The sequence below is a fragment of the Ralstonia pickettii genome (genome assembly GCF_030582395.1).
Lineage (GTDB): Bacteria > Pseudomonadota > Gammaproteobacteria > Burkholderiales > Burkholderiaceae > Ralstonia > Ralstonia pickettii_D.
In genome coordinates this window covers 1,428,171-1,446,833 of sequence record NZ_CP104382.1, presented here as the reverse complement: position 1 = coordinate 1,446,833, position 18,663 = coordinate 1,428,171, and the positions used below count along the sequence as shown (strand labels likewise).

Annotated in this window: 12 protein-coding genes; 7 read left to right on the top strand and 5 right to left on the bottom strand. The window is 65.8% G+C overall.

Going from position 1 to position 18,663, the window contains the following annotated elements:
• Positions 1-7: 7 nt before the first annotated feature.
• On the bottom strand, positions 8-1,861 hold the full coding sequence (locus N5B55_RS23210) for a ShlB/FhaC/HecB family hemolysin secretion/activation protein (protein WP_304540333.1): 1,854 nt from the start codon (positions 1,859-1,861) through the stop codon (positions 8-10).
• Between the two features lie 390 nt (positions 1,862-2,251).
• Here N5B55_RS23210 and N5B55_RS23205 point away from each other — a divergent pair, with 390 nt between their 5' ends.
• Positions 2,252-3,184, top strand: a complete 933-nt coding sequence (locus tag N5B55_RS23205) for a hypothetical protein (protein ID WP_304540331.1) — start codon at positions 2,252-2,254, stop codon at positions 3,182-3,184.
• Positions 3,185-3,187: 3 nt separating this feature from the next.
• Here the strand turns inward: N5B55_RS23205 and N5B55_RS23200 are convergent, their stop codons facing one another.
• The 4 genes from N5B55_RS23200 to N5B55_RS23185 all read right to left on the bottom strand — a co-directional run bounded on the left by N5B55_RS23200 (position 3,188) and on the right by N5B55_RS23185 (position 9,816).
• The gene (locus tag N5B55_RS23200) at positions 3,188-4,645 is read right to left on the bottom strand and encodes an efflux transporter outer membrane subunit (RefSeq protein WP_304541807.1); all 1,458 of its coding nucleotides are present in this window, start codon (positions 4,643-4,645) and stop codon (positions 3,188-3,190) included.
• A complete protein-coding gene (locus tag N5B55_RS23195; RefSeq protein WP_304540328.1) occupies positions 4,645-5,973 on the bottom strand; it encodes an efflux RND transporter periplasmic adaptor subunit in 1,329 nt (442 codons plus the stop codon). Before N5B55_RS23195 ends, N5B55_RS23200 begins: the two co-directional genes overlap by 1 nt.
• Positions 5,966-9,172, bottom strand: coding sequence for an efflux RND transporter permease subunit (locus N5B55_RS23190; protein ID WP_304540326.1), 3,207 nt, complete (start codon positions 9,170-9,172; stop codon positions 5,966-5,968). Before N5B55_RS23190 ends, N5B55_RS23195 begins: the two co-directional genes overlap by 8 nt.
• Positions 9,173-9,342: 170 nt before the next feature.
• Positions 9,343-9,816 (bottom strand): MarR family winged helix-turn-helix transcriptional regulator, encoded by a 474-nt coding sequence (locus N5B55_RS23185; protein ID WP_009240125.1) that lies wholly within the window; start codon positions 9,814-9,816, stop codon positions 9,343-9,345.
• A gap of 187 nt (positions 9,817-10,003) precedes the next feature.
• Here N5B55_RS23185 and N5B55_RS23180 point away from each other — a divergent pair, with 187 nt between their 5' ends.
• The 6 genes from N5B55_RS23180 to N5B55_RS23155 all read left to right on the top strand — a co-directional run bounded on the left by N5B55_RS23180 (position 10,004) and on the right by N5B55_RS23155 (position 18,650).
• Positions 10,004-10,837 (top strand): p-hydroxycinnamoyl CoA hydratase/lyase, encoded by an 834-nt coding sequence (locus tag N5B55_RS23180; protein WP_065859218.1) that lies wholly within the window; start codon positions 10,004-10,006, stop codon positions 10,835-10,837.
• Between the two features lie 40 nt (positions 10,838-10,877).
• On the top strand, positions 10,878-12,341 hold the full coding sequence (locus tag N5B55_RS23175) for an aldehyde dehydrogenase (RefSeq protein WP_304540319.1): 1,464 nt from the start codon (positions 10,878-10,880) through the stop codon (positions 12,339-12,341).
• Positions 12,342-12,407: 66 nt separating this feature from the next.
• Positions 12,408-14,327: a feruloyl-CoA synthase gene (locus N5B55_RS23170; RefSeq protein WP_369812443.1), complete on the top strand. Its 1,920-nt coding sequence runs from the start codon at positions 12,408-12,410 to the stop codon at positions 14,325-14,327.
• Positions 14,328-14,387: 60 nt separating this feature from the next.
• Positions 14,388-16,136: a tannase/feruloyl esterase family alpha/beta hydrolase gene (locus N5B55_RS23165; protein ID WP_304540316.1), complete on the top strand. Its 1,749-nt coding sequence runs from the start codon at positions 14,388-14,390 to the stop codon at positions 16,134-16,136.
• Positions 16,137-16,165: 29 nt separating this feature from the next.
• Positions 16,166-17,398, top strand: a complete 1,233-nt coding sequence (gene mhpT, locus N5B55_RS23160) for a 3-(3-hydroxy-phenyl)propionate transporter MhpT (RefSeq protein ID WP_304540314.1) — start codon at positions 16,166-16,168, stop codon at positions 17,396-17,398.
• 115 nt (positions 17,399-17,513) lie between these two features.
• Positions 17,514-18,650 (top strand): porin, encoded by a 1,137-nt coding sequence (locus N5B55_RS23155; RefSeq protein WP_304540312.1) that lies wholly within the window; start codon positions 17,514-17,516, stop codon positions 18,648-18,650.
• Positions 18,651-18,663: the final 13 nt, after the last annotated feature.

The window sequence follows — 18,663 nt, the reverse complement described above, 5'->3', positions numbered from 1 at the left end:
TACCGCGTCAGTATTGATAGGTGAGCGAGAAGCCGGCAGCCGGCGCGCGCGTGGTGAACCCCTCGGGCTTATGAAGCGCCCAGCCGAGGAACACGTCATAGAACAGGCCGCGCAACGGGTTGCCGCGCAGGCCGATGGCCGAGCCCACCAGCGTCCTGCCGACGAGTGCACTGGCGCTGGGCCCGGAGACCGTACCCGCATCGAGCCCCACATACACGCTGTGGCCGGAGTTACCGATAGGCGCTTCGAGCTCGTTACGCCAGTACGCGCCGCGCTCGGCCGCGAGGGTAAGTTCGCCATCGAAGCCACGTACCGTCCACCGGTTGCCGATGGAGAGGAAATCCGCAGCGAAGAGCGCGCCCTTGGAGAACTGCCCATGCACCGTGGCCGTATAGCGCAAGGGCAGGCCGTCTTTCGCCATCGTGGCAGGAAGCGGCAGTGTGAACGGCACGGTGAACACCGCATCAAGCGTGGTGATGCGGTAGAGGAACTTGTCGCGCTCGGCAGGGGCCGTCGGATCGAAGCGGTTGAGCTCGGATTGCCCTCCCGCCCATGGCACGCCGAAGCGCCAGGCGGCATTCAGGTCCAACTGCGCGGCGCCGAAGTAATGCTTGTGCAGCCAGCCGATCTCGCCGAACGTTGTAGCGCGTTGCTGAACGCCTATTGCGGTGTCGTCGATATACGCATGGTTCCATCTGCGGACCAGACGGAGTTGCAGCGAGTTCTTCTGTACACGATCGCGCTGGAAGAGATACTGCGCGCGTACTTCCAGATTCTTGGAGTTGCCGGCAGAGACGAATGACTGGTTGACTCCGGCGATTTGCTGGAAGTAGTCGTACGCGCCCGCTGCCAGGGTGAACGTCCAATAGCCCCATGGCGCCGAGTAATACGCATTAGCGCCTCGCGTGCCGCGATCATGCTCGTTGACGTTGAGATCGTGCACGACGCCCAAGTTCAGCAGATCGTTCAGGCCAAGCGGGTTGTCCAGTGCGGCGCTGAGGTTACCCTGCAACTTGCCGGAGCTTTTCGAGCCACTGTCGTCTACCGACGCGATGACTTTCCACGGGCGGCTTCGGGAGACCTTGATGACGACCTCTGACTCACCAGGAAGCTGGCCGGGAACAATCTCCATATCCACATCTTGCGTTGTGACTCGCTTCATCTGCTCCAGACCCTGCTCCAGGTCTCGCAGATTGAGCAGATCACCCGCACCCGTAGGGAAGGCGCTGCGCCAAGTGCCCCAGATCGATTCGTCGGCGAGGCGGATGCGGCGAATCACTCCAGGAAAAAGGGCGATTTTTAGCGTGCCGCTGGACAGATCCTGCTCGGGCACTGCAACACGCGTAGTCGTGTACCCGCGCTCAAGCAGCATCCCCGAGGCACGATGCACGATGAGGTTTAATCCCTTCGGGCCGATGCAGCGGCCGGCGTACTCGTCCAGTGCGTCTTGCAGAAACCGAAAAGGATCTTGAGGGAGTTGGCTTGCGCCGATCGCACGTATAGCCGGTGGTAGCGTTGCGGGAACCGACACCAAAACGCGTTGGATTTTGAAGCAAGGCTGCTCCGTCGGCAGCGAGGTGGTGTTCTGCTCGGCACCCGCACCGCGTTCCAGTGAAACGTTTGGCACGGCCTGTTGACGAGCGCGCTCATTGGCGTCTTCAATGGCACGCTCACGTTGTAGCTGGGTGTCTAACGGCGTGGTCCGCAATGGCTCTGCCGGCGTCTGGCCGAGCGCAAAGGCCGAGCATCCGGCGAGCATCCCGATTGCGCACCGGATCGCATGTATTCCACACCCATGGGCCGGTGTACGAACGAACGGCACGCCGTCGGCGGCTTTCTCCCTGATTCCCCAAACTTTCATTTTGTTTTTTCTCGGCACAGCACCGTGGTCCGAACGATATAAATGTTCGTCCAGGAGGGCATTGCACCGGAGTCTAATGGATGACTGAGACGTGGCCCCAGCGGTCTACACAATGTGACGAAGGGGGGCGGCGCGGATTATAGGCACAGCATGATTGTCGTCACGTTCGAAATACCGCGATACAACAGTCACCAATGTGAAAATCAGAATTAAAAGAAGTTAATTTGACAGCAAAGCCTTGTCCCTGTTGGATTTCTGGGCGCGTTAATCGAGTCAGGGCTTGGTCCCCTCTGTGGAGGGGGGCGTGGGTTTTTCTGCAATGACACAATCGAAAAAAAGAATTGCCCGGAGAGCATGCCAAAGCCCTCGGCTTCGTTAAAAAGGAAATTCATGCAAGGAAGTTGGATTGCGATATCGGCGGCGCGTGCGCGGGCGCATCGGCTGTATGGCGTTCGCGGCTGGCTGGTGACGCTGCTGTGGCTGATCACGCTACCAATAGTTGGGCTTGTGATCGTCATGGTCGGCCCTTGGCGATTTGGCGGCCTGGCGATTCCTGCGACGAACTGGCTCTCCGCTCTGTTTTGGGCTGCATGGCCGTTGCTCTTGATTTTGTCGGCATTCGTACGTTTGCGCTTGTTTCCGATGATCTTGGTTGCATACAGCCTCATCTTTCAATTGCCGTTTGCGTTCATCGTGGGGTTTGGGTCCGGGCGCTGGATGTCGGATCTTGCAAGTTGGTCCTCTGCGAAACTTCCGCTCTCGTTGCTGTCACTTGCAGAAGTGGTGGCTCCCATTGCAACGGTGCTATATGTCCTGCGCTCCCGCCGCGTGCGGGTGACATATCGGCACGAGGTGCGGGCGAGCGATCCGGCCGCTGCACCGGCCGTGTTCGACCGGCTGAACCCGAACGAAACGCCCTCCGACGCCACTGACCACGCGCGCGAACGCGCCGCGCTGCGCCGCGTGACGCAGGAGCTGAGTTCCGGCGTGCTCGACACGCAAACCTGGATGCACGTGATGCGTCATCACGCCGACGCCACCGACGGCACACGCACCACCGCCTATGTGCGGGCGCGCATGGCGGTGCTGTGTCCGCCGGCGCATGTGCATCCGCCGCTCGTGCGCACACTCGCATCGGGTGTGGGTGCGCTGGTGGTCAGTCTGGTTGCAGCGGGCGCGCTGATGGCCGCGGTGATTGCGCTTGCGCTGAGCCTGCCCGGCGATGCGACCGCGCTGCTTGAAGCGTGCGTTGCTGTGGCGCTCACCTTGAGCTGGCTGGCGGGGCTGTTTGTGGGCGCGCGGTTCCTGCGCGCCATTGCCTGAGGCTTACCGCTGGGCTGTCGGTATTGGCGCGGCGATAGCGTGGCTCCAGTCGCCGCCCACCGCCTTGACGAGGAACACGCTCGTCGTCATCTGCTGGCCAAGAATCTGCACCGCCGCGCGCTGGCTGTTCAACAGCGACTGCTGCGCGGTGATCACGTCCAAGGACGTTGCCAAGCCGCCCTCATAGCGCGCGCCGGCAATGTCATAGACTTTGCGGGCGCTTTCCACGGCATGGCGCGCCTGGCTTGCGGCACGCTCGAGCGATTGCAGCCCCGCAAGACCGTCCTCCACTTCCTGCAGCGCGCCCAGCACCGTCTGGCGGTAGTTCGCGATCGCGCCCTGGTAAGCCGCGTTGGCAATGTCCACGCGCGCCCGCGTGCGGCCGGCGTCAAACACCGTCTGCGCGATCTGCGTGCCGAACGACCACAGCAGCGTCGGCGCAGAAAACAGCAGCGCCAGATCGCGGCTTTCCCAACCGGCGCCGCCGTTGAGCATCACGCTCGGGAAGAACGCGGCGCGCGCCACACCCACTTGCGCGTTGGCGGCAGCAGCGCCCCGTTCAGCGGCCGCTACATCGGGCCGGCGCTCGATCACGTCGGAAGGCAGCGCCACCGGAATCTGCGGCGCGGTGCCCTGAAGCGGAATCGGGTCGATATGGAACGCGGGCGCCGGTGTGCCGACCAGCGTGGCGAGCGCGTGTTCGTACTGCGCGCGTTGCTTGGTCAGCAGTTCGGCCTGCGTGGCGGTGCTGTCCACCAGCGCCTGTTGCTGCGCCAGATCGAGCCCCGATGCCACGCCGTCCTGATGCCGCGAGGTGACGAAATCCAGCGCCTTGCGCTGCAGCGCCAGACCTTCCTGCACCACGGCGATTTCCGCGTCGGTCTCGCGCAGGTTGTACCAGGTGGTGGCCACCTGCGCGGCGAGCAGCAGGCGGAAATTCTCCACATTGGCGCCGGCCTGCGCTTCGCTCGCTGCGGCGTTGGCGACGGTGTTGCGTACGCGGCCGAATAGGTCGGCTTCGTAACTGACGTCGGCGCGCAGAACGAAATCGCTCTGCACGGTGGACATGGTCGGGCTGGTGTACGACGAGAGCGGCCGTTCCGAAGAGGTGCGCGTGCGCGTGTCGTTGTTGGTGGCGGTGATGGTCGGCAGCAGGCTGGCACGCGCCACGCGCGTCTGTGCCTGTGCCTGTTCCAGGTTCGACAGCGCGACCTTGAGCGATTGGTTTTCCTGAAGCGCCTGCGTGATCAGCCTGTCGAGCTGCGGATCGTTGAAGCGCTGCCACCACGGGCCCTTGGGTGCGGCGTCGGCCGGTTGCGCAGCGCGCCACGGAGCCTCGGTCTGCCACTGCGCCGGCACGTCCATGGCGGGGCGCTCGTAGGTCGGCACGAGCGAGCAGCCGGCCAGCGAGACGATCAGCGAGGCCGCCAGCGCGGTAATACGCAGTCGCGGGTGGTCCATCATGATGCGCGCGGTGCCGATGCCGCCGGTGCCGATGCCGCCGGTGCCGAAGCCGGCGCGGGCGCGACGATGGTCACCGCTTCGCCTTGCTCGATGGAATCGGCCGGGTTGAGGATCAACGCGTCTGCCGCCTTCAGACCGGAGACGACTTCCACCGTGCGCCCGTAGTCGCGTCCGATGGTGACGGGGCGCAGGTCCACGCGGCCGTTTTCTGCGATGGCGATGCGGGGGCCTTCCTTGCGGAAGAGCAGCGTGTTCGTCGGCACGAGGAAAGTGCCGCGCGCGTTGGCGCCGGCATCGTCGCCGGACGATTTGCCCTTGATGGCGACTTGCACGTACGCCCCGGGCAGCAGGCGCCCGTCCTTGTTGGGCAACTGCACCTCCACCTGCATGGTGCGCGTGGTGGCGTCGATCGCGCCCGAGGCGCGCGCGATGGTGCCGTGGAAGGTCTGGCCGGGCAGCTCGGACAGCGTGACAGCCACGTCCTGCCCGACCTTCACCTGCTGCGAATACGCCTGTGGCACATACAGATAGATGCGCAGCGGATCGGTCTGCGCCAGCGTGAACAACTCGCGGTTGGCGCCCGCGTTGCCGGCATTGACCAGCGTGCCCACATCGACATTGCGCTTGGTCACCACACCGGCAAACGGGGCCACCACGCGGCGGAAGCCTTGCAGCTCCTGCAGGCGGCGTACGTTGGCTTCGGCGGCGGCCAGATCGGCCTGAGCCTGGTTGGCGGCGCTGGTGCGCTCGTCCAGTTCCTGCTGCGAGACGGCGTCTTTCTGGCGCAGGTTCTGCCAGCGTGCGAGCGACGTTTGTGCCAGCGCCTTGCGCGCGGCGGCCTGGTTGCGTGTGGCTTGCGCCTGGTTGAGTTCCTGGTCGACTTCGGGCGTGTCGAGCAGCGCCAGCACTTCGCCCTTGTCCACGTGGGCACCGATGTCCTTGAACCAGCGCAGCACGTAGCCGCTGGTGCGGGCATAGATGGGCGATTCAACGTAGCCCTGCAGCGTGCCCGGCAGCGTCAGTTCGCGGTTGGCGTTGGCCGGTTTGGGCGCCGTGGTGTTGACGTAGCGGCTGGTCTGCGCATTCACCTGACGCTCCAGCGCATGCGCGTTGTAGTAGCGGCTGACCAGCGTGCGGGCAGCGCCCAGCGCCAGCAGAACCACCACGACGATCACGACCCAGCGTGCGCGACGCATGGCCGGGGCGCGGTCCACCTGTTCGATCGGATCGACGGTGACGACGTGGTGCGGCGGTCCCCCCGCTGGGTGCCCAGAATGCGGGCCAGGATGCGCCCCAGAATGGGCTCCGGATGTTTGCTCAGACATGTCCTTCGCTTCCCCGCAAATCTTGACTACGCCGGGCGGCGCGCCGCTGCAATCTGTTGTGCACGCTGGCAAACACCACCGGAACAAAGAAAAGGGTCGAGACGGTCGCGAACAGCAGACCGCCGATCACCGCACGCCCAAGCGGCGCGTTCTGTTCTGCACCCTCGCCGAGGCCCAGCGCCATCGGCACCATGCCGATGATCATCGCCAGCGCCGTCATCAACACCGGGCGCAGGCGCGTAGCGCCGGCTTCCAGCGCGGCCTGCACCGGCGCAATGCCCTCGGCGAGGCGCTCCCGCGCGAACGAGATCAACAGAATCGAGTTGGCCGTCGCCACGCCCATCGTCATGATCGCCCCGGTGAGCGACGGCACGGACAGCGTCGTGCCGGTCACGAACAGCATCCACGCAATACCAGCCAGCGCTGCCGGCAGGGCCGTGACGATGATGAGCGGGTCGATCCACGACTGGAAGTTCACGACGATCAGCAGGTACACCAGCACGATCGCCATGACCAGCCCGACGCCCAGGCCGAGGAACGACGATTCCATCGTGTTGACCTGACCGCGCACCGTGACCTGCGCGCCGCGTGGGAGCTTGGGGCGGATGTCGTCCACGGCCTTCTGTACTTCCTTGGCGACGGCGCCCAGGTCGCGGCCCTGCACGGCGGCATACACGTCCACCACGGGCGTGATGTCGTAGTGCGACACCACTTGCGGCTGCACCGAAGGGCTGACCTGCACGAGGTTGCCCAGCAACTGCGGGCCGCCTGCCTGTGCGGCGCCCCCGCGCGAGCCGGCCACCGGCGTGCGCAGCAGCGCATCGAGTGAATCGACGCGGTACTGCGGGCTGGTGACGGCCACCTGGTACACCACACCGTTGATGGGGTTGAGCCAGAACGTGGGCGAGGTCTGGAAGCTGGAGCTGAGCGACACGAGCAGGTTCTGCGCCACGTCGCGCCCTTCCAGGCCGACCTGCTGGATGCGCGTGCGGTCCATGTTCAGCGCCAGCGTGGGCTGATCGAAACGCTGGTGCACGTGCGTATCGACCGCGCCCGGAATTTGCCGGATGCGGTTGGCCAGAATGCCCGCAAGCTGCTGGTTGGTGGCCACATCTGCGCCGGAGAACTGCACGTCGATGGCCGACGGCAGGCCGAAGTTCAGGATCTGGCTGACGATGTCTGCAGGCTGGAAGGCGAATTCCACGCCCGGAAACCGTTTGGGCAGTTCTTCGCGCAGGCGGCGGATGTATTCCGCGCTCGGTTTGCGCTCGCCCTCGTGCAGGGCGATCAGGATTTCCCCATCCAGCGTGCCGATCGTGCCCGCGTTGCTGTACGAGAGGTTGATCCCCGAGTTCGGCACGCCCAGGTTGTCGAGGATGGTCGACAGCTCCTGCTTGGGAATGATCTCGCGGATGGCCGTTTCCACTTCGTCGGCCAGCCGTGCGGTTTCTTCAATGCGCAGGCCCGACGGCGCGCGCATGTGCAGTCGGATCTGGCCGGCATCGACATCGGGAAAGAAGTCGCGCCCAAGCACGAGGTACAGGGCGCACGACGCCACGCAGAAGCCCAGGAATGACAGCGCGAACACCCGGCGGTATTCCAGCAGCCCGCCGAGGATGGCGGCGTAGTTGCCGCGCATGTGTTCGAACTGCGTGTTGAACGCCCGGTAGATGCGGCCGAACGTGCTCGGTTTTGCGTCGGCCTTCCGCGCGTCTTGCGTGTGCCCGGTCATCAGCATCATCACGAGCGTCGGCACCAGCGTGCGCGACAGCACGTACGACGCCAGCATGGCGAAGATCACCGCTTCGGCCATCGGCACGAACAGGTAGCGCGCCACGCCCGTGAGGAAGAACATCGGCACGAAGACGATGCAGATACAGAGGGTCGACACGAAGGCCGGCACGGCGATCTCCGCTGCGCCATCCAGGATCGCGGTGATAGGTTCCTTGCCCTCGTGCAGGTGGCGCTCGATGTTTTCGATGGTGACGGTGGCGTCGTCCACGAGAATCCCGACCGCCAGCGCCAGGCCGCCCAGCGTCATCAGGTTGATGGTCTCGCCAATCAGGTGCAGCACGATGATCGACGAGAGGATCGACAGCGGAATCGACACCGCAATGATGGCCGTGCTGCGCCAGTTGCCCAGGAACAGCAGGATCATCGCGGCCGTCAGGCATGCGGCGATCAGCGCCTCGCGGATCACGCCTTCAATGGCGGCCTTCACGAACAGCGACTGGTCGAACAGCGGCGTGATCTTGAGGTCTTGCGGCAACGCGGCAGCGGCGGTCGGCAGGAGCTTGTAGATGTTGCTGACGATATCGAGCGTCGACGCGCCGCCGTTCTTCAGGATGGAGAGCAGCACGCCGCGCTGCCCGTCCTGGCGCACCACGTTCGTCTGCGGCGAGAAGCCGTCGCGCACATTGGCCACGTCGCCCAGATAGAGCGTGGCGCCGTTGCTGGTCTTGACCGGAATCGCGTTGAGCGCGGCAATGCTGCCCGGCGTGCCGTTGAGCGTGACGCCGTATTCGGTGGCGTCGATCTTTTGCGTGCCGGCCGGCAGGATCAGGTTCTGCGCGCCCACCGCGTTGACGATATCCACCGGCGTCAGGCCCTGGGCCAGCAGCTTCTGCGTGTCGAGATCGACCGTGATCTGCCGGCTCTTGCCGCCATACGGGAACGGCACCGCGATGCCGGGCACCGTGATCAGGCGCGGGCGCAGGAAGTTCAGTGCCGCGTCATTGAGTTCCTGCTCCGACAGCGTGTTGCTCGACAGGCCCAGTTGCAGGATCGGAATGCTCGACGCCGAATACTTGATCACCAGCGGCGGCGTGGTGCCCGGCGGCAACTGCCGCACCTGCGCCTGCGTGCTCGCCACGATCTGCGCGAGGGCGGTCTGGATGTTGGCGTTGGGCTGGAAGAAGACCTTGATGATCGACACGCCGCCCAACGATTGCGACTCGATGTGCTCAATGTCGTTGACGGTGGTCGTCAGGCTGCGCTCCGTGACCGACACGATGCGGTCGGCCATCTCTTTGGCGGGCAGGCCGTTGTAGTTCCAGATGATGCTGGCGACCGGAATGTCGATTTCCGGAAAGATGTCCGTCGGTGTACGCATGAGCGTAAACGGCGTCGCCAGGAGGATCAGCAGGGCGAGGACGATGAACGTCAGCGGCCTTCGCAGCGCGAGTTGGACAATCCACATGGAGGCGTTTCAGAACCGCGGTGCGTTGATGGAGGGCGACGGTTGTTCGATCTGGCCCGGCAGGCAGGGACCAATCATTCTAGCGCCGGAGGCCGTCGATCAATATGTCCCTTTGATCTGACTTTATTACATTGCATAACGGCAACTGCCGTGGCAACTGAAGGGCCCGCTCAACGCAGATTGCGCCCACATTGCAGCAGCAGATCGTGCAGCAAAGCCGCGTGCGCGACGTCGATTCCCTGCAACATTTCCTGCTCCAGACGGCTGACAGCCTCGTCGCACAGCGCCAACAGGGCGAGCGCTTCGTCGGTCAACCCGAGCATGACGATGCGGCCGTGCGTTGGGTCGGGCGTGCGGGTCACCCAGCCGCGCGCTTCCATCGCCTTTACCACTTCATTGGCCGACTGCGGCGACATGAACGAGCGCTCCGCCAGTTGTGCGTTCGACAGGCTGCCGCGCGCGTGCAGCACCGACAGCGCGGTGAATTGCGGCACCGTCAGCCCATGCGGCGCCAGCGCTTCGCCCAAGCGGCGCTTGACGATGCGATCGGTGCGGCCGATCAGGTAGGGCAGTCGTGCAGACGTTGCCGGGGCACCGTCTTGCGCGGGCTGAGGTGTGTTGCGTTTGGTTCGTGTGGCCGCCATGGATGTGAGTGGGTGTGCACCTATGCGATGCGCACATTCTGCTACGTGTCGTTCGGATCAGGGTTTACGGCAATGATAATCTCCTTGTTATATCAGGCTACCTGATATTAAATGGGTCTCAAGCTGAGACACGCCACACACGAGATGGCGGACGTTTCAAGCAAGCCGACAGATCAAGGAGATGGAAATGGCTGATTACCAAGGGCGCTGGCAAACCGTGGATGTAAAGGTGGACCAGGGCATTGCATGGGTGACGTTCAACCGCCCGGAGAAGCGCAACGCCATGAGCCCGACGCTCAACTCGGAAATGATCCAGGTGCTCGAAGCGTTGGAGCTGGATGCCGATGCCAAGGTGCTGGTGCTGACCGGCGCGGGTGATGCGTGGACGGCAGGCATGGATTTGAAGGAGTACTTCCGCGAAGTCGACGCCGGCCCGGAAATCCTACAAGAGAAGATCCGTCGTGACGCCTGCCAGTGGCAATGGAAGCTCTTGCGCATGTATGCCAAGCCAACCATCGCGATGGTCAACGGCTGGTGCTTCGGCGGCGGGTTCTCGCCACTGGTGGCGTGCGATCTGGCAATTGCCGCTGACGAAGCCACGTTCGGCCTGTCGGAAATCAACTGGGGCATCCCGCCGGGCAACCTCGTCAGCAAGGCGATGGCAGATACCGTCGGCCACCGGCAGGCGCTCTACTACATCATGACCGGCGAGACCTTCACCGGCCAGCAGGCCGCCGCCATGGGCCTGGTCAACGAGAGCGTGCCGCGCGCCCACCTGCGCGCACGCACCGTGGCACTGGCCGAGAAGCTGCTGGAAAAGAACCCCGTGGTGCTGCGCGCCGCCAAGCACGGTTTCAAGCGCAGCCGCGAGCTGACGTGGGAGCAGAACGAGGACTACCTGTACGCCAAGCTCGACCAGGCCACGCTGCGTGACCCGGAGGGCGGCCGCGAGCAGGGCTTGAAGCAGTTCCTCGACGACAAGTCGATCAAGCCGGGCCTGCAAGCCTACAAGCGCGCCTGATCTGGCCCGCTCACGCCAACGCCCCCCCGGAGACGAACCCATGCCTGACGTGACCCAGCTTGTGACCCTGCTGATCGGTGGTCAAAGCCGGCCGGCTGCCAACGGTGCCACCTTCGAGCGCCGCAACCCGGTGAACGACGCGGTTGCCTCGCGCGCGGCGGCGGCCACGCTGGAAGATGCAGACGCCGCCGTGCAGGCCGCCGCCGATGCGTTCCCCGCGTGGGCAGCGCTACCGCCGGGTGAACGCCGCAAGCGCCTGCTCAAGGCGGCCGACTTGATGGACCAGCACACCGAGGCGTTCATCCGCGCCGGCGCGGCGGAAACCGGCGCCAGCGCCACCTGGATCGGCTTCAACGTCATGCTGGCGGCCAACATGTTGCGCGAAGCCGCCTCCATGACCACGCAGATCGACGGCAGCGTCATTCCCTCCGACGTGCCGGGCAACTTTGCGATGGCTGTGCGCCAGCCGTGCGGTGTGGTGCTGGGCATTGCACCGTGGAACGCGCCGGTGATCCTGGGCACGCGTGCGCTAGCGATGCCACTGGCATGCGGCAACACGGTCGTGCTCAAGGCGTCAGAGATGTGTCCGGGCGTGCACCGGCTGATCGGCACCGTGCTGCAGGAGGCCGGCCTGGGCGATGGTGTGGTCAACGTGGTGACCAACGCGCCGGCCGACGCCGCCCAGGTGGTGGAACGCCTGATCGCGCATCCGGCCGTGCGCCGCGTGAACTTCACGGGCTCGACGCACGTGGGGCGCATCATTGCCCAGCACGCGGCGCGGCACCTGAAGCCCGCGCTCCTGGAGCTGGGCGGCAAGGCGCCGGTGCTCGTGCTGGACGATGCGGATCTGGATGCAGCAGTGGATGCGATTGCGTTTGGCGGGTTCTTCAATCAGGGCCAGATCTGCATGTCGACCGAACGCGTCATTGTCGATCGCAAGATTGCCGATGCCCTCGTCGACAAGCTGGCCGCCAAGGCCCGCACGCTTCGCGCGGGCGATCCCGCGGACGGGACTGCGCAACTGGGCGCGATGGTGAGCGTGGATGCAGCCAAGCGCGTGCAGGCGCTGGTAGCAGACGCCCGCACGCACGGCGCCGCGCTGCCCGTCGGCTTGCACATGGATGGCGCCATCGTGCAGCCCGCCATCGTGGACGGCGTAACGCCCGCCATGCGGTTGTACAACGAGGAATCGTTCGGCCCCGTGGTGACGGTGGCGCGCGTTGATGGCGATGAAGAGGCGATCCGCCTGGCCAACGACAGCGAATACGGCTTGTCGGCCGCCGTGTTCAGCCGCGATGTGTCGCGCGCCATGCGGGTCGCCCAGCGTATCGAATCGGGCATCTGCCACATCAACGGCCCCACCGTGCACGACGAGGCGCAGATGCCGTTTGGCGGCGTGAAGAGCAGCGGCTACGGCCGGTTTGGCGGCAAGGCATCGATTGCGGAATTTACCGAACTGCGCTGGATCACCTTGCAGAATACGCCGCGCCACTATCCCATTTAACCGATCTGAAGTTCGGCAGCCGCCCACCACAACCATAAAACGGGCGGCGCATTCAGGAGACAAGACGTGAATCACGTCGAATTGCAGGCGCAAGGCCCGCAGCTTCAATCCGGGCATCGCACGCCGCCCCCGGCAGGTGTGCCCGATCAACCCTACAGGCAGGTCGCCGTGAGCGACGCGCCTGCGCGTTGCGAGATGGACGCGCGCGACGGCGGTGTCTGGCATGTGCGCAATACCGAGGCGTTGGCCGAGCATCCGCCGCGCATGACCGACTGCCTCGTGGCGGGCGCGCAGCGCCACCCCGATCGCGTGCTGGCCGCTCGCCGTGGCCCGGACGGCGCGTGGATCAAGCTGACGTACCGCGAGATGCTGGAGCGCGCACGCGCAATCGGTCAGGCGCTGCTGGATCGCGGTGTCTCCACCGGGCGCCCGCTGGCGATCCTGTCCGGCAACGATCTTGAACACCTGCAACTGGCGCTGGGCGCCATGTGGGCGGGTGTGCCATACGCGCCTGTGTCGCCGCCGTATGCGTTGGTGTCGACGGATTTCGGCAAGCTTCGCCACGTGTTCGACGTACTGACGCCCGGGCTTGTCTATGCCGCAGATGGCGCGGCCTTCGCCAACGCCATCGACGCGGTGGTGCCCGACGGCGTGGAGGTCATCACGCGCGACGGCGTACTGCCGGGGCGTATCGCTACAGCCTTCGACACGCTGCTGCAGACGCCCGTGACGACGGCGGACGCCGCACAGGCCGCCACCGGCCCCGATACGTTGGTCAAGGTGCTGTTCACCTCCGGCTCGACACGCGCTCCCAAGGCCGTGCCGACCACGCACCGCATGCTGTGCAGCAACCAGCAGATGCTGCGCCAGACCATTCCCGAATTCGCCAAGGAGCCGCCGGTGCTGGTGGACTGGCTGCCCTGGAACCACACCTTCGGCGGCAGCCACAACGTGGGCATCGTGCTCTACAACGGCGGCACGCTGTACATTGATGACGGCCGGCCCGTGCCGGGCAAATTCGACGAGACCCTGCGCAACCTGCACGAGATCGCGCCCACCGCGTATTTCAACGTGCCCAAGGGGTGGGAAGAACTCGCGCTGGCGCTGGAACGGGACCCGGCCCTGCGGGAGACCTTCTTCTCGCGTGTGAAGCTCTACTTCTTTGGCGGTGCCGGGCTGTCGCAAGAGGCCTGGGACCGGCTGGAGCGCGTGACCGGCCAGCACTGCGGCGAGCGCATCCGCATCATGGCCGGCCTGGGCATGACGGAGACGTCGCCGTGCTGCTTGTTTACCACCGCGCCGATCATGCGCTCGGGCTATGTCGGCACGCCGGCGCCGGGGTGCGAACTCAAGCTCGTGCCCGTGGGCGACAAGCTGGAGGCGCGCTTTCGCGGGCCGCACGTCATGCGCGGCTACTGGCGCCTGGGCGAAGAGCCCGCCGCCCCGGTCTTCGACGAAGACGGCTATTACTGCAGCGGTGACGCGCTGCGTTTCTACGATCCGGAGCACCCGGAACAAGGCCTCGTCTTCGATGGCCGCATCGCAGAGGACTTCAAGCTCAGCTCCGGCACGTTCGTCAGCGTGGGCCCGTTGCGCGCACGTGTGATTGCCGCAGGCGCGCCGTATGTGCAGGACGTGGTGATTGCCGGCATGAATCGTGATGACATCGGCTTGCTGGTGTTTCCGCAAATGGAGCGATGCCGCAGCCTGTCGGGCCTGCCGACCAGCGCGAGTGTGGCCCAAGTGTTGGCGGCCCCCGCCGTGCGCGCCGCATTTGCTGCCCTGCTGCACGAACTGAACGCCACGGCCACCGGCAGCGCCACGCGCGTGGCACGGCTGCTCTTGCTCGACGCACCGCCGTCGCTGGACCGCGGCGAGATCACCGACAAGGGCACGCTGAACCAGCGCGCCGTTCTGGCCCACCGTGCCGAGCACGTCGACACGCTGTATCGCGATGGCGATCCCGCGGTGATTCGCGCGGGCTGATTCCAACGCAGCAATCCGACCAACCGGCAAAGACCGGTTCATCCACTCAGGAGGAGACTCATGAAGACCGTCATGTCACGGGGCATGGCGCTGGCCGCGCTCGCCCTCGCGCTGAACTGCGCCGGCTGCAACGACGACAGCACAGGCGACGCATCAACGTCGCAACCATCGCAGCTGCCACAGCTTTCGCCCGCCACCGGTTTGAACCTTGCCACTGCGTGCGAGAGCTTTGCCGGCAAGCTGAGTTTTGCCAATACCAGCATTACCGCCATCTCGACCGTGGCCGCCGGCACCTTGAGCGTGGGCGGCAACGCCGTGCCCGAGCACTGCCTGGTCACCGGCACCATGAACACGCGCGTGAGCCCCGTGGATGGCAAGACCTACGCCATCGGTTTCGAGATGCGCCTGCCCAAGGCCTGGAATGGGCGCTTCTATTACCAGGCCAACGGCGGGCTGGATGGCTCCGTGGCCACCGCGTTGGGCGCGTTGGGTGGCGGGCCGGTGAGCAGCGCGCTGGGCGCGGGGTTTGCCGTCATCAGTTCGGATGCGGGGCACAACGGCAGCCAGGTGCCGCTGTTCGGTCGCGACCCGCAGGCGCGCCTCGACTACGGCTACAACGCCGTTGCCGCGCTCACGCCGATGGCCAAGTCGATGATTGCGCAGGTGTACGGCAAGACGCCGGACCGCAGCTACTTTGGCGGGTGTTCCAACGGCGGGCGCCATGCGATGGTGGCCGCCGCACGCTCGGCCAATGCGTATGACGGCATCGTGGCCGGCGACCCGGGCTTTCATCTGCCCAAGGCGGCCATCAACGAGGTGTACAGCGCGCAGCAATTGGCGACGGTGGCCACGGCCAACACCAGCGCCGGCTTTCCGGACATCACCACGTCTCTGAGCGCCACGGAGCGCGCCATGGTCGCCAGCCGCGTGCTCGCCAAGTGCGATGCGTTGGATGGCACGACCGACGGCATGATCAACAACCTCAAGGCGTGCCAGACCGCCTTCAGCCTCGCCAACGATGTGCCGACCTGCACCGGCGCACGCGACGGCACCTGCCTGACCGCCGCGCAGAAAACCGTGATGGCCAACCTGTTTGCCGGCGCCCGCAACAGCGCAGGGCAGGCGTTGTACTCGGGGTTTTCGTTTGACGCCGGCATCAGCGGCAGCAACTGGGCGGCCTGGAAGCAGGGCAACTCGATCCAGCTCGACCCCGCAGCGCTGGCGTTCGTGTTCACGACCACGCCGCAGCCGGCGTCGGCCATCACGTCACTCACCGCGTATGGCCTGGCGTTCAACATGGACACCGACGCACCGAAGATCTTCGCCACAGACGCCACGTATACCGAATCCGCCTGGTCGTTCATGACGCCGCCGGATGAGACCAACCTCGGCGCGCTCAAGGGACGCGGCGCCAAGCTGATGGTCTACCACGGCACGAGCGACCCGGTGTTCTCGTCCGACGACACGACCGACTGGTACCAGCGCCTGGCTGCAGCCAACGGCGGCGATGCCAGCAACTTCGCGCGCTTCTATCCAGTGCCCGGCATGAACCATTGCTCGGGCGGCCCGACCGCCGATCAGTTCGACATGCTCACGCCGCTGGTGGCGTGGGTAGAACACGGCGTGGCGCCCGACAGTGTGGTCGCCACCGCGCGCGGGCCCTCCAACGCTGCGCCCAACGCCGAAGTGCCCAGCGACTGGAATGCAGCCGGCCACGACCGCACGCGCCCGCTGTGTGCCTACCCGAAGAACGCACGCTATACCGGCACCGGCAACGTCAACGACGCGTCGAGCTTCACTTGCCAATGACGGCCGCCCAACATCCGGAAGGAGACGACATGCAAACCACCACCACGACATTGACGCGGGAGCGCGTTGGCCCCGGCGTCGCCATGACGCTCGGGCTGTGCTTCATCGTTGCGCTGCTTGAGGGGCTCGATCTGCAATCCATCGGCGTGGCTGCGCCGCGCATGGCGCGCGAGTTCGGGCTGTCGGTCGGGCAGATGGGCCTTGCATTCAGCGCCGGCACGTTCGGCCTGTTGCCGGGCGCCATGCTGGGCGGCCGGCTGGCCGATCGCATCGGGCGCAAGCGCGTGCTGATCCTGGCGACGGCGCTGTTCGGCATCTTTTCGATCGCCACCGCGCACGTGTGGGATTTCAACAGCCTGTTGGCGATCCGCGTGGCCACCGGCATCGGCCTGGGGGCCGCCATGCCCAACCTGATCGCGCTGTGTGCCGAAGCGGTACCCGCACGCCTGCGCAACACTGCCGTGAGCGTCATGTATTGCGGCATCCCGTTTGGCGGCGCCATCGCCGCGGTGGTCGGCATGTTGAGCGCCGGCGATACCGGCTGGCGCCACATCTTCTACGTGGGCGGCTTCGGCCCGCTGGTGGTGGTGCCGCTGCTGCTGACGCTGCAGGAGTCGCGCCGGTTTGACCGCAGTTTCGACGGTCAGCAACGCGGCGCCATACAGCCGCCGCCGGTGTCATGGGCACTGTTTGGCGAGCGCCGCACGGCGGCCACGCTGTTCTTGTGGGTCAGCTATTTCTTCACGCTGATCGTGCTGTATTTCCTGCTCAACTGGCTGCCCTCCCTGATGGCCGCACAGGGGCTGAGCCGGCCGCAGGTTGGCATGGTGCAGATCCTGTTCAACATCGGCGGCGGTGCGGGCGCGCTGGGCATTGGCATGCTGATGGATGCAGCGCGCCCGCGCTGGGTTGTGTCGGGCATGTATGTCGGCATCATCGCGGCGTTGTCGTTGCTGGCTGCGGCGGGCGGCATGGCATCGATGTCGGCCGGCGCCTTCATGGCGGGGCTGTTCGTGATCGGCGCGCAGTCGGTGCTGTATGCGCTGGCGGCGGCGTACTACCCGACCGTCGTGCGCGGCACCGGCGTGGGCGCTGCGGTGGCGGTGGGCCGGTTGGGTTCGATCGCCGGGCCGCTGCTGGCCGGTCAACTGCTGGCGATGGGGCAGCACGCCACCACCATCATTGGTGCCAGCATCCCGGTCACCATCATCGCGGCGCTGGCTGCGCTGCTGCTGCTCAAGGGGCCGCGCGTGCAGGACTGACATAGCGGTTGTTCTCTCTCGCGCCGTCGCCCCGATGGCGCCTCCCACGCATACCAAACTGCCGGCCCGCCAGACATGGGGCGCGGGACCGGCTCGACACTAGGAGGGGCCCAACATGCAAACCACCACCTCGCGCACGCACTGTCTCGTGCTGGCCGCTGCCACGTGCGCCCTCGCCAGCGGCGCGGCCAAGGCGCAGAGCGTCACGCTCTACGGCCTGATCGATACCGGAATCGAATACGTGAGCCATGCCAATACCAATGGCAATGGCCTCGCGCGCATCCCGTCGGTCACGGGCACGCTGCCCTCGCGCTGGGGCCTGCGTGGCGCTGAAGACCTGGGCAACGGCATGAAGGCCGTGTTCACGCTGGAAAGCGGCTTCAACACCGACACCGGCACCTCAGGCCAGGGCGGCCGCCTGTTCGGCCGGCAGGCGTGGGTCGGCCTGGCCAGCGATTACGGCACCGTGACGCTGGGCCGGCAGTACAGCATGGTGTTTCTGTCGCTGGCCGAGGCAGACATCCTCGGCCCCAGCCAGTACGCCATCGGCTCACTCGACGCGTACATTCCCAACGCACGGGCCGACAACACCATCGCTTACAAAGGCACCTTCAGTGGCCTGACGGTGGGAGCGACGTATTCGTTCGGGCGTGACGCGGCGGGCGGTGTGCCGGCCTCCGGAACCTGTGCGGGCGAAGTGGCCGGCAATGCTTCGTCGTGCCGCGCGGTGTCGGGCATGCTGAAGTACGACGCGGCCACCTTTGGCGTAGCCGGCGCCTACGAAGAGCAACGTGGCGGCACGGGCGCCACCGCGTCGTTCTTCAACGGCAGTGCGCCCATCGCGCTCACGGATGCGGGCGATAAAGACCGCCGCATCGTCGCCAACGGCTATGTGAAGCTCGGCAACGCCAAGCTGGGCGTCGGCTGGATCGGTCGCCACGTGCAAGCCGTCGCGGGCGACGTCCGTTCCAACCTGTACTTCGTCAACGGGAGCTATCCGCTCACGGGTGCGCTTACGTTGGATGCCGGCCTGATCCGTCTGGTCAACGCCGACCAGAGCCGCAGCGCGACGATGGCCGTGCTGCGCGGCGTCTATGCGCTCTCGAAGCGCACGGCGCTATATGCGCAGACGGGCTATCTGTGGAACAGCGCCAACGCGCAGTATTCCGTCAGCGGTGGCGGCGGTGGGACCACGCCGGCCAGGGGCGTGAACCAGCTCGGCGCGATGGTGGGGATGCGGACGGCGTTTTGATGATGCAGAGGGC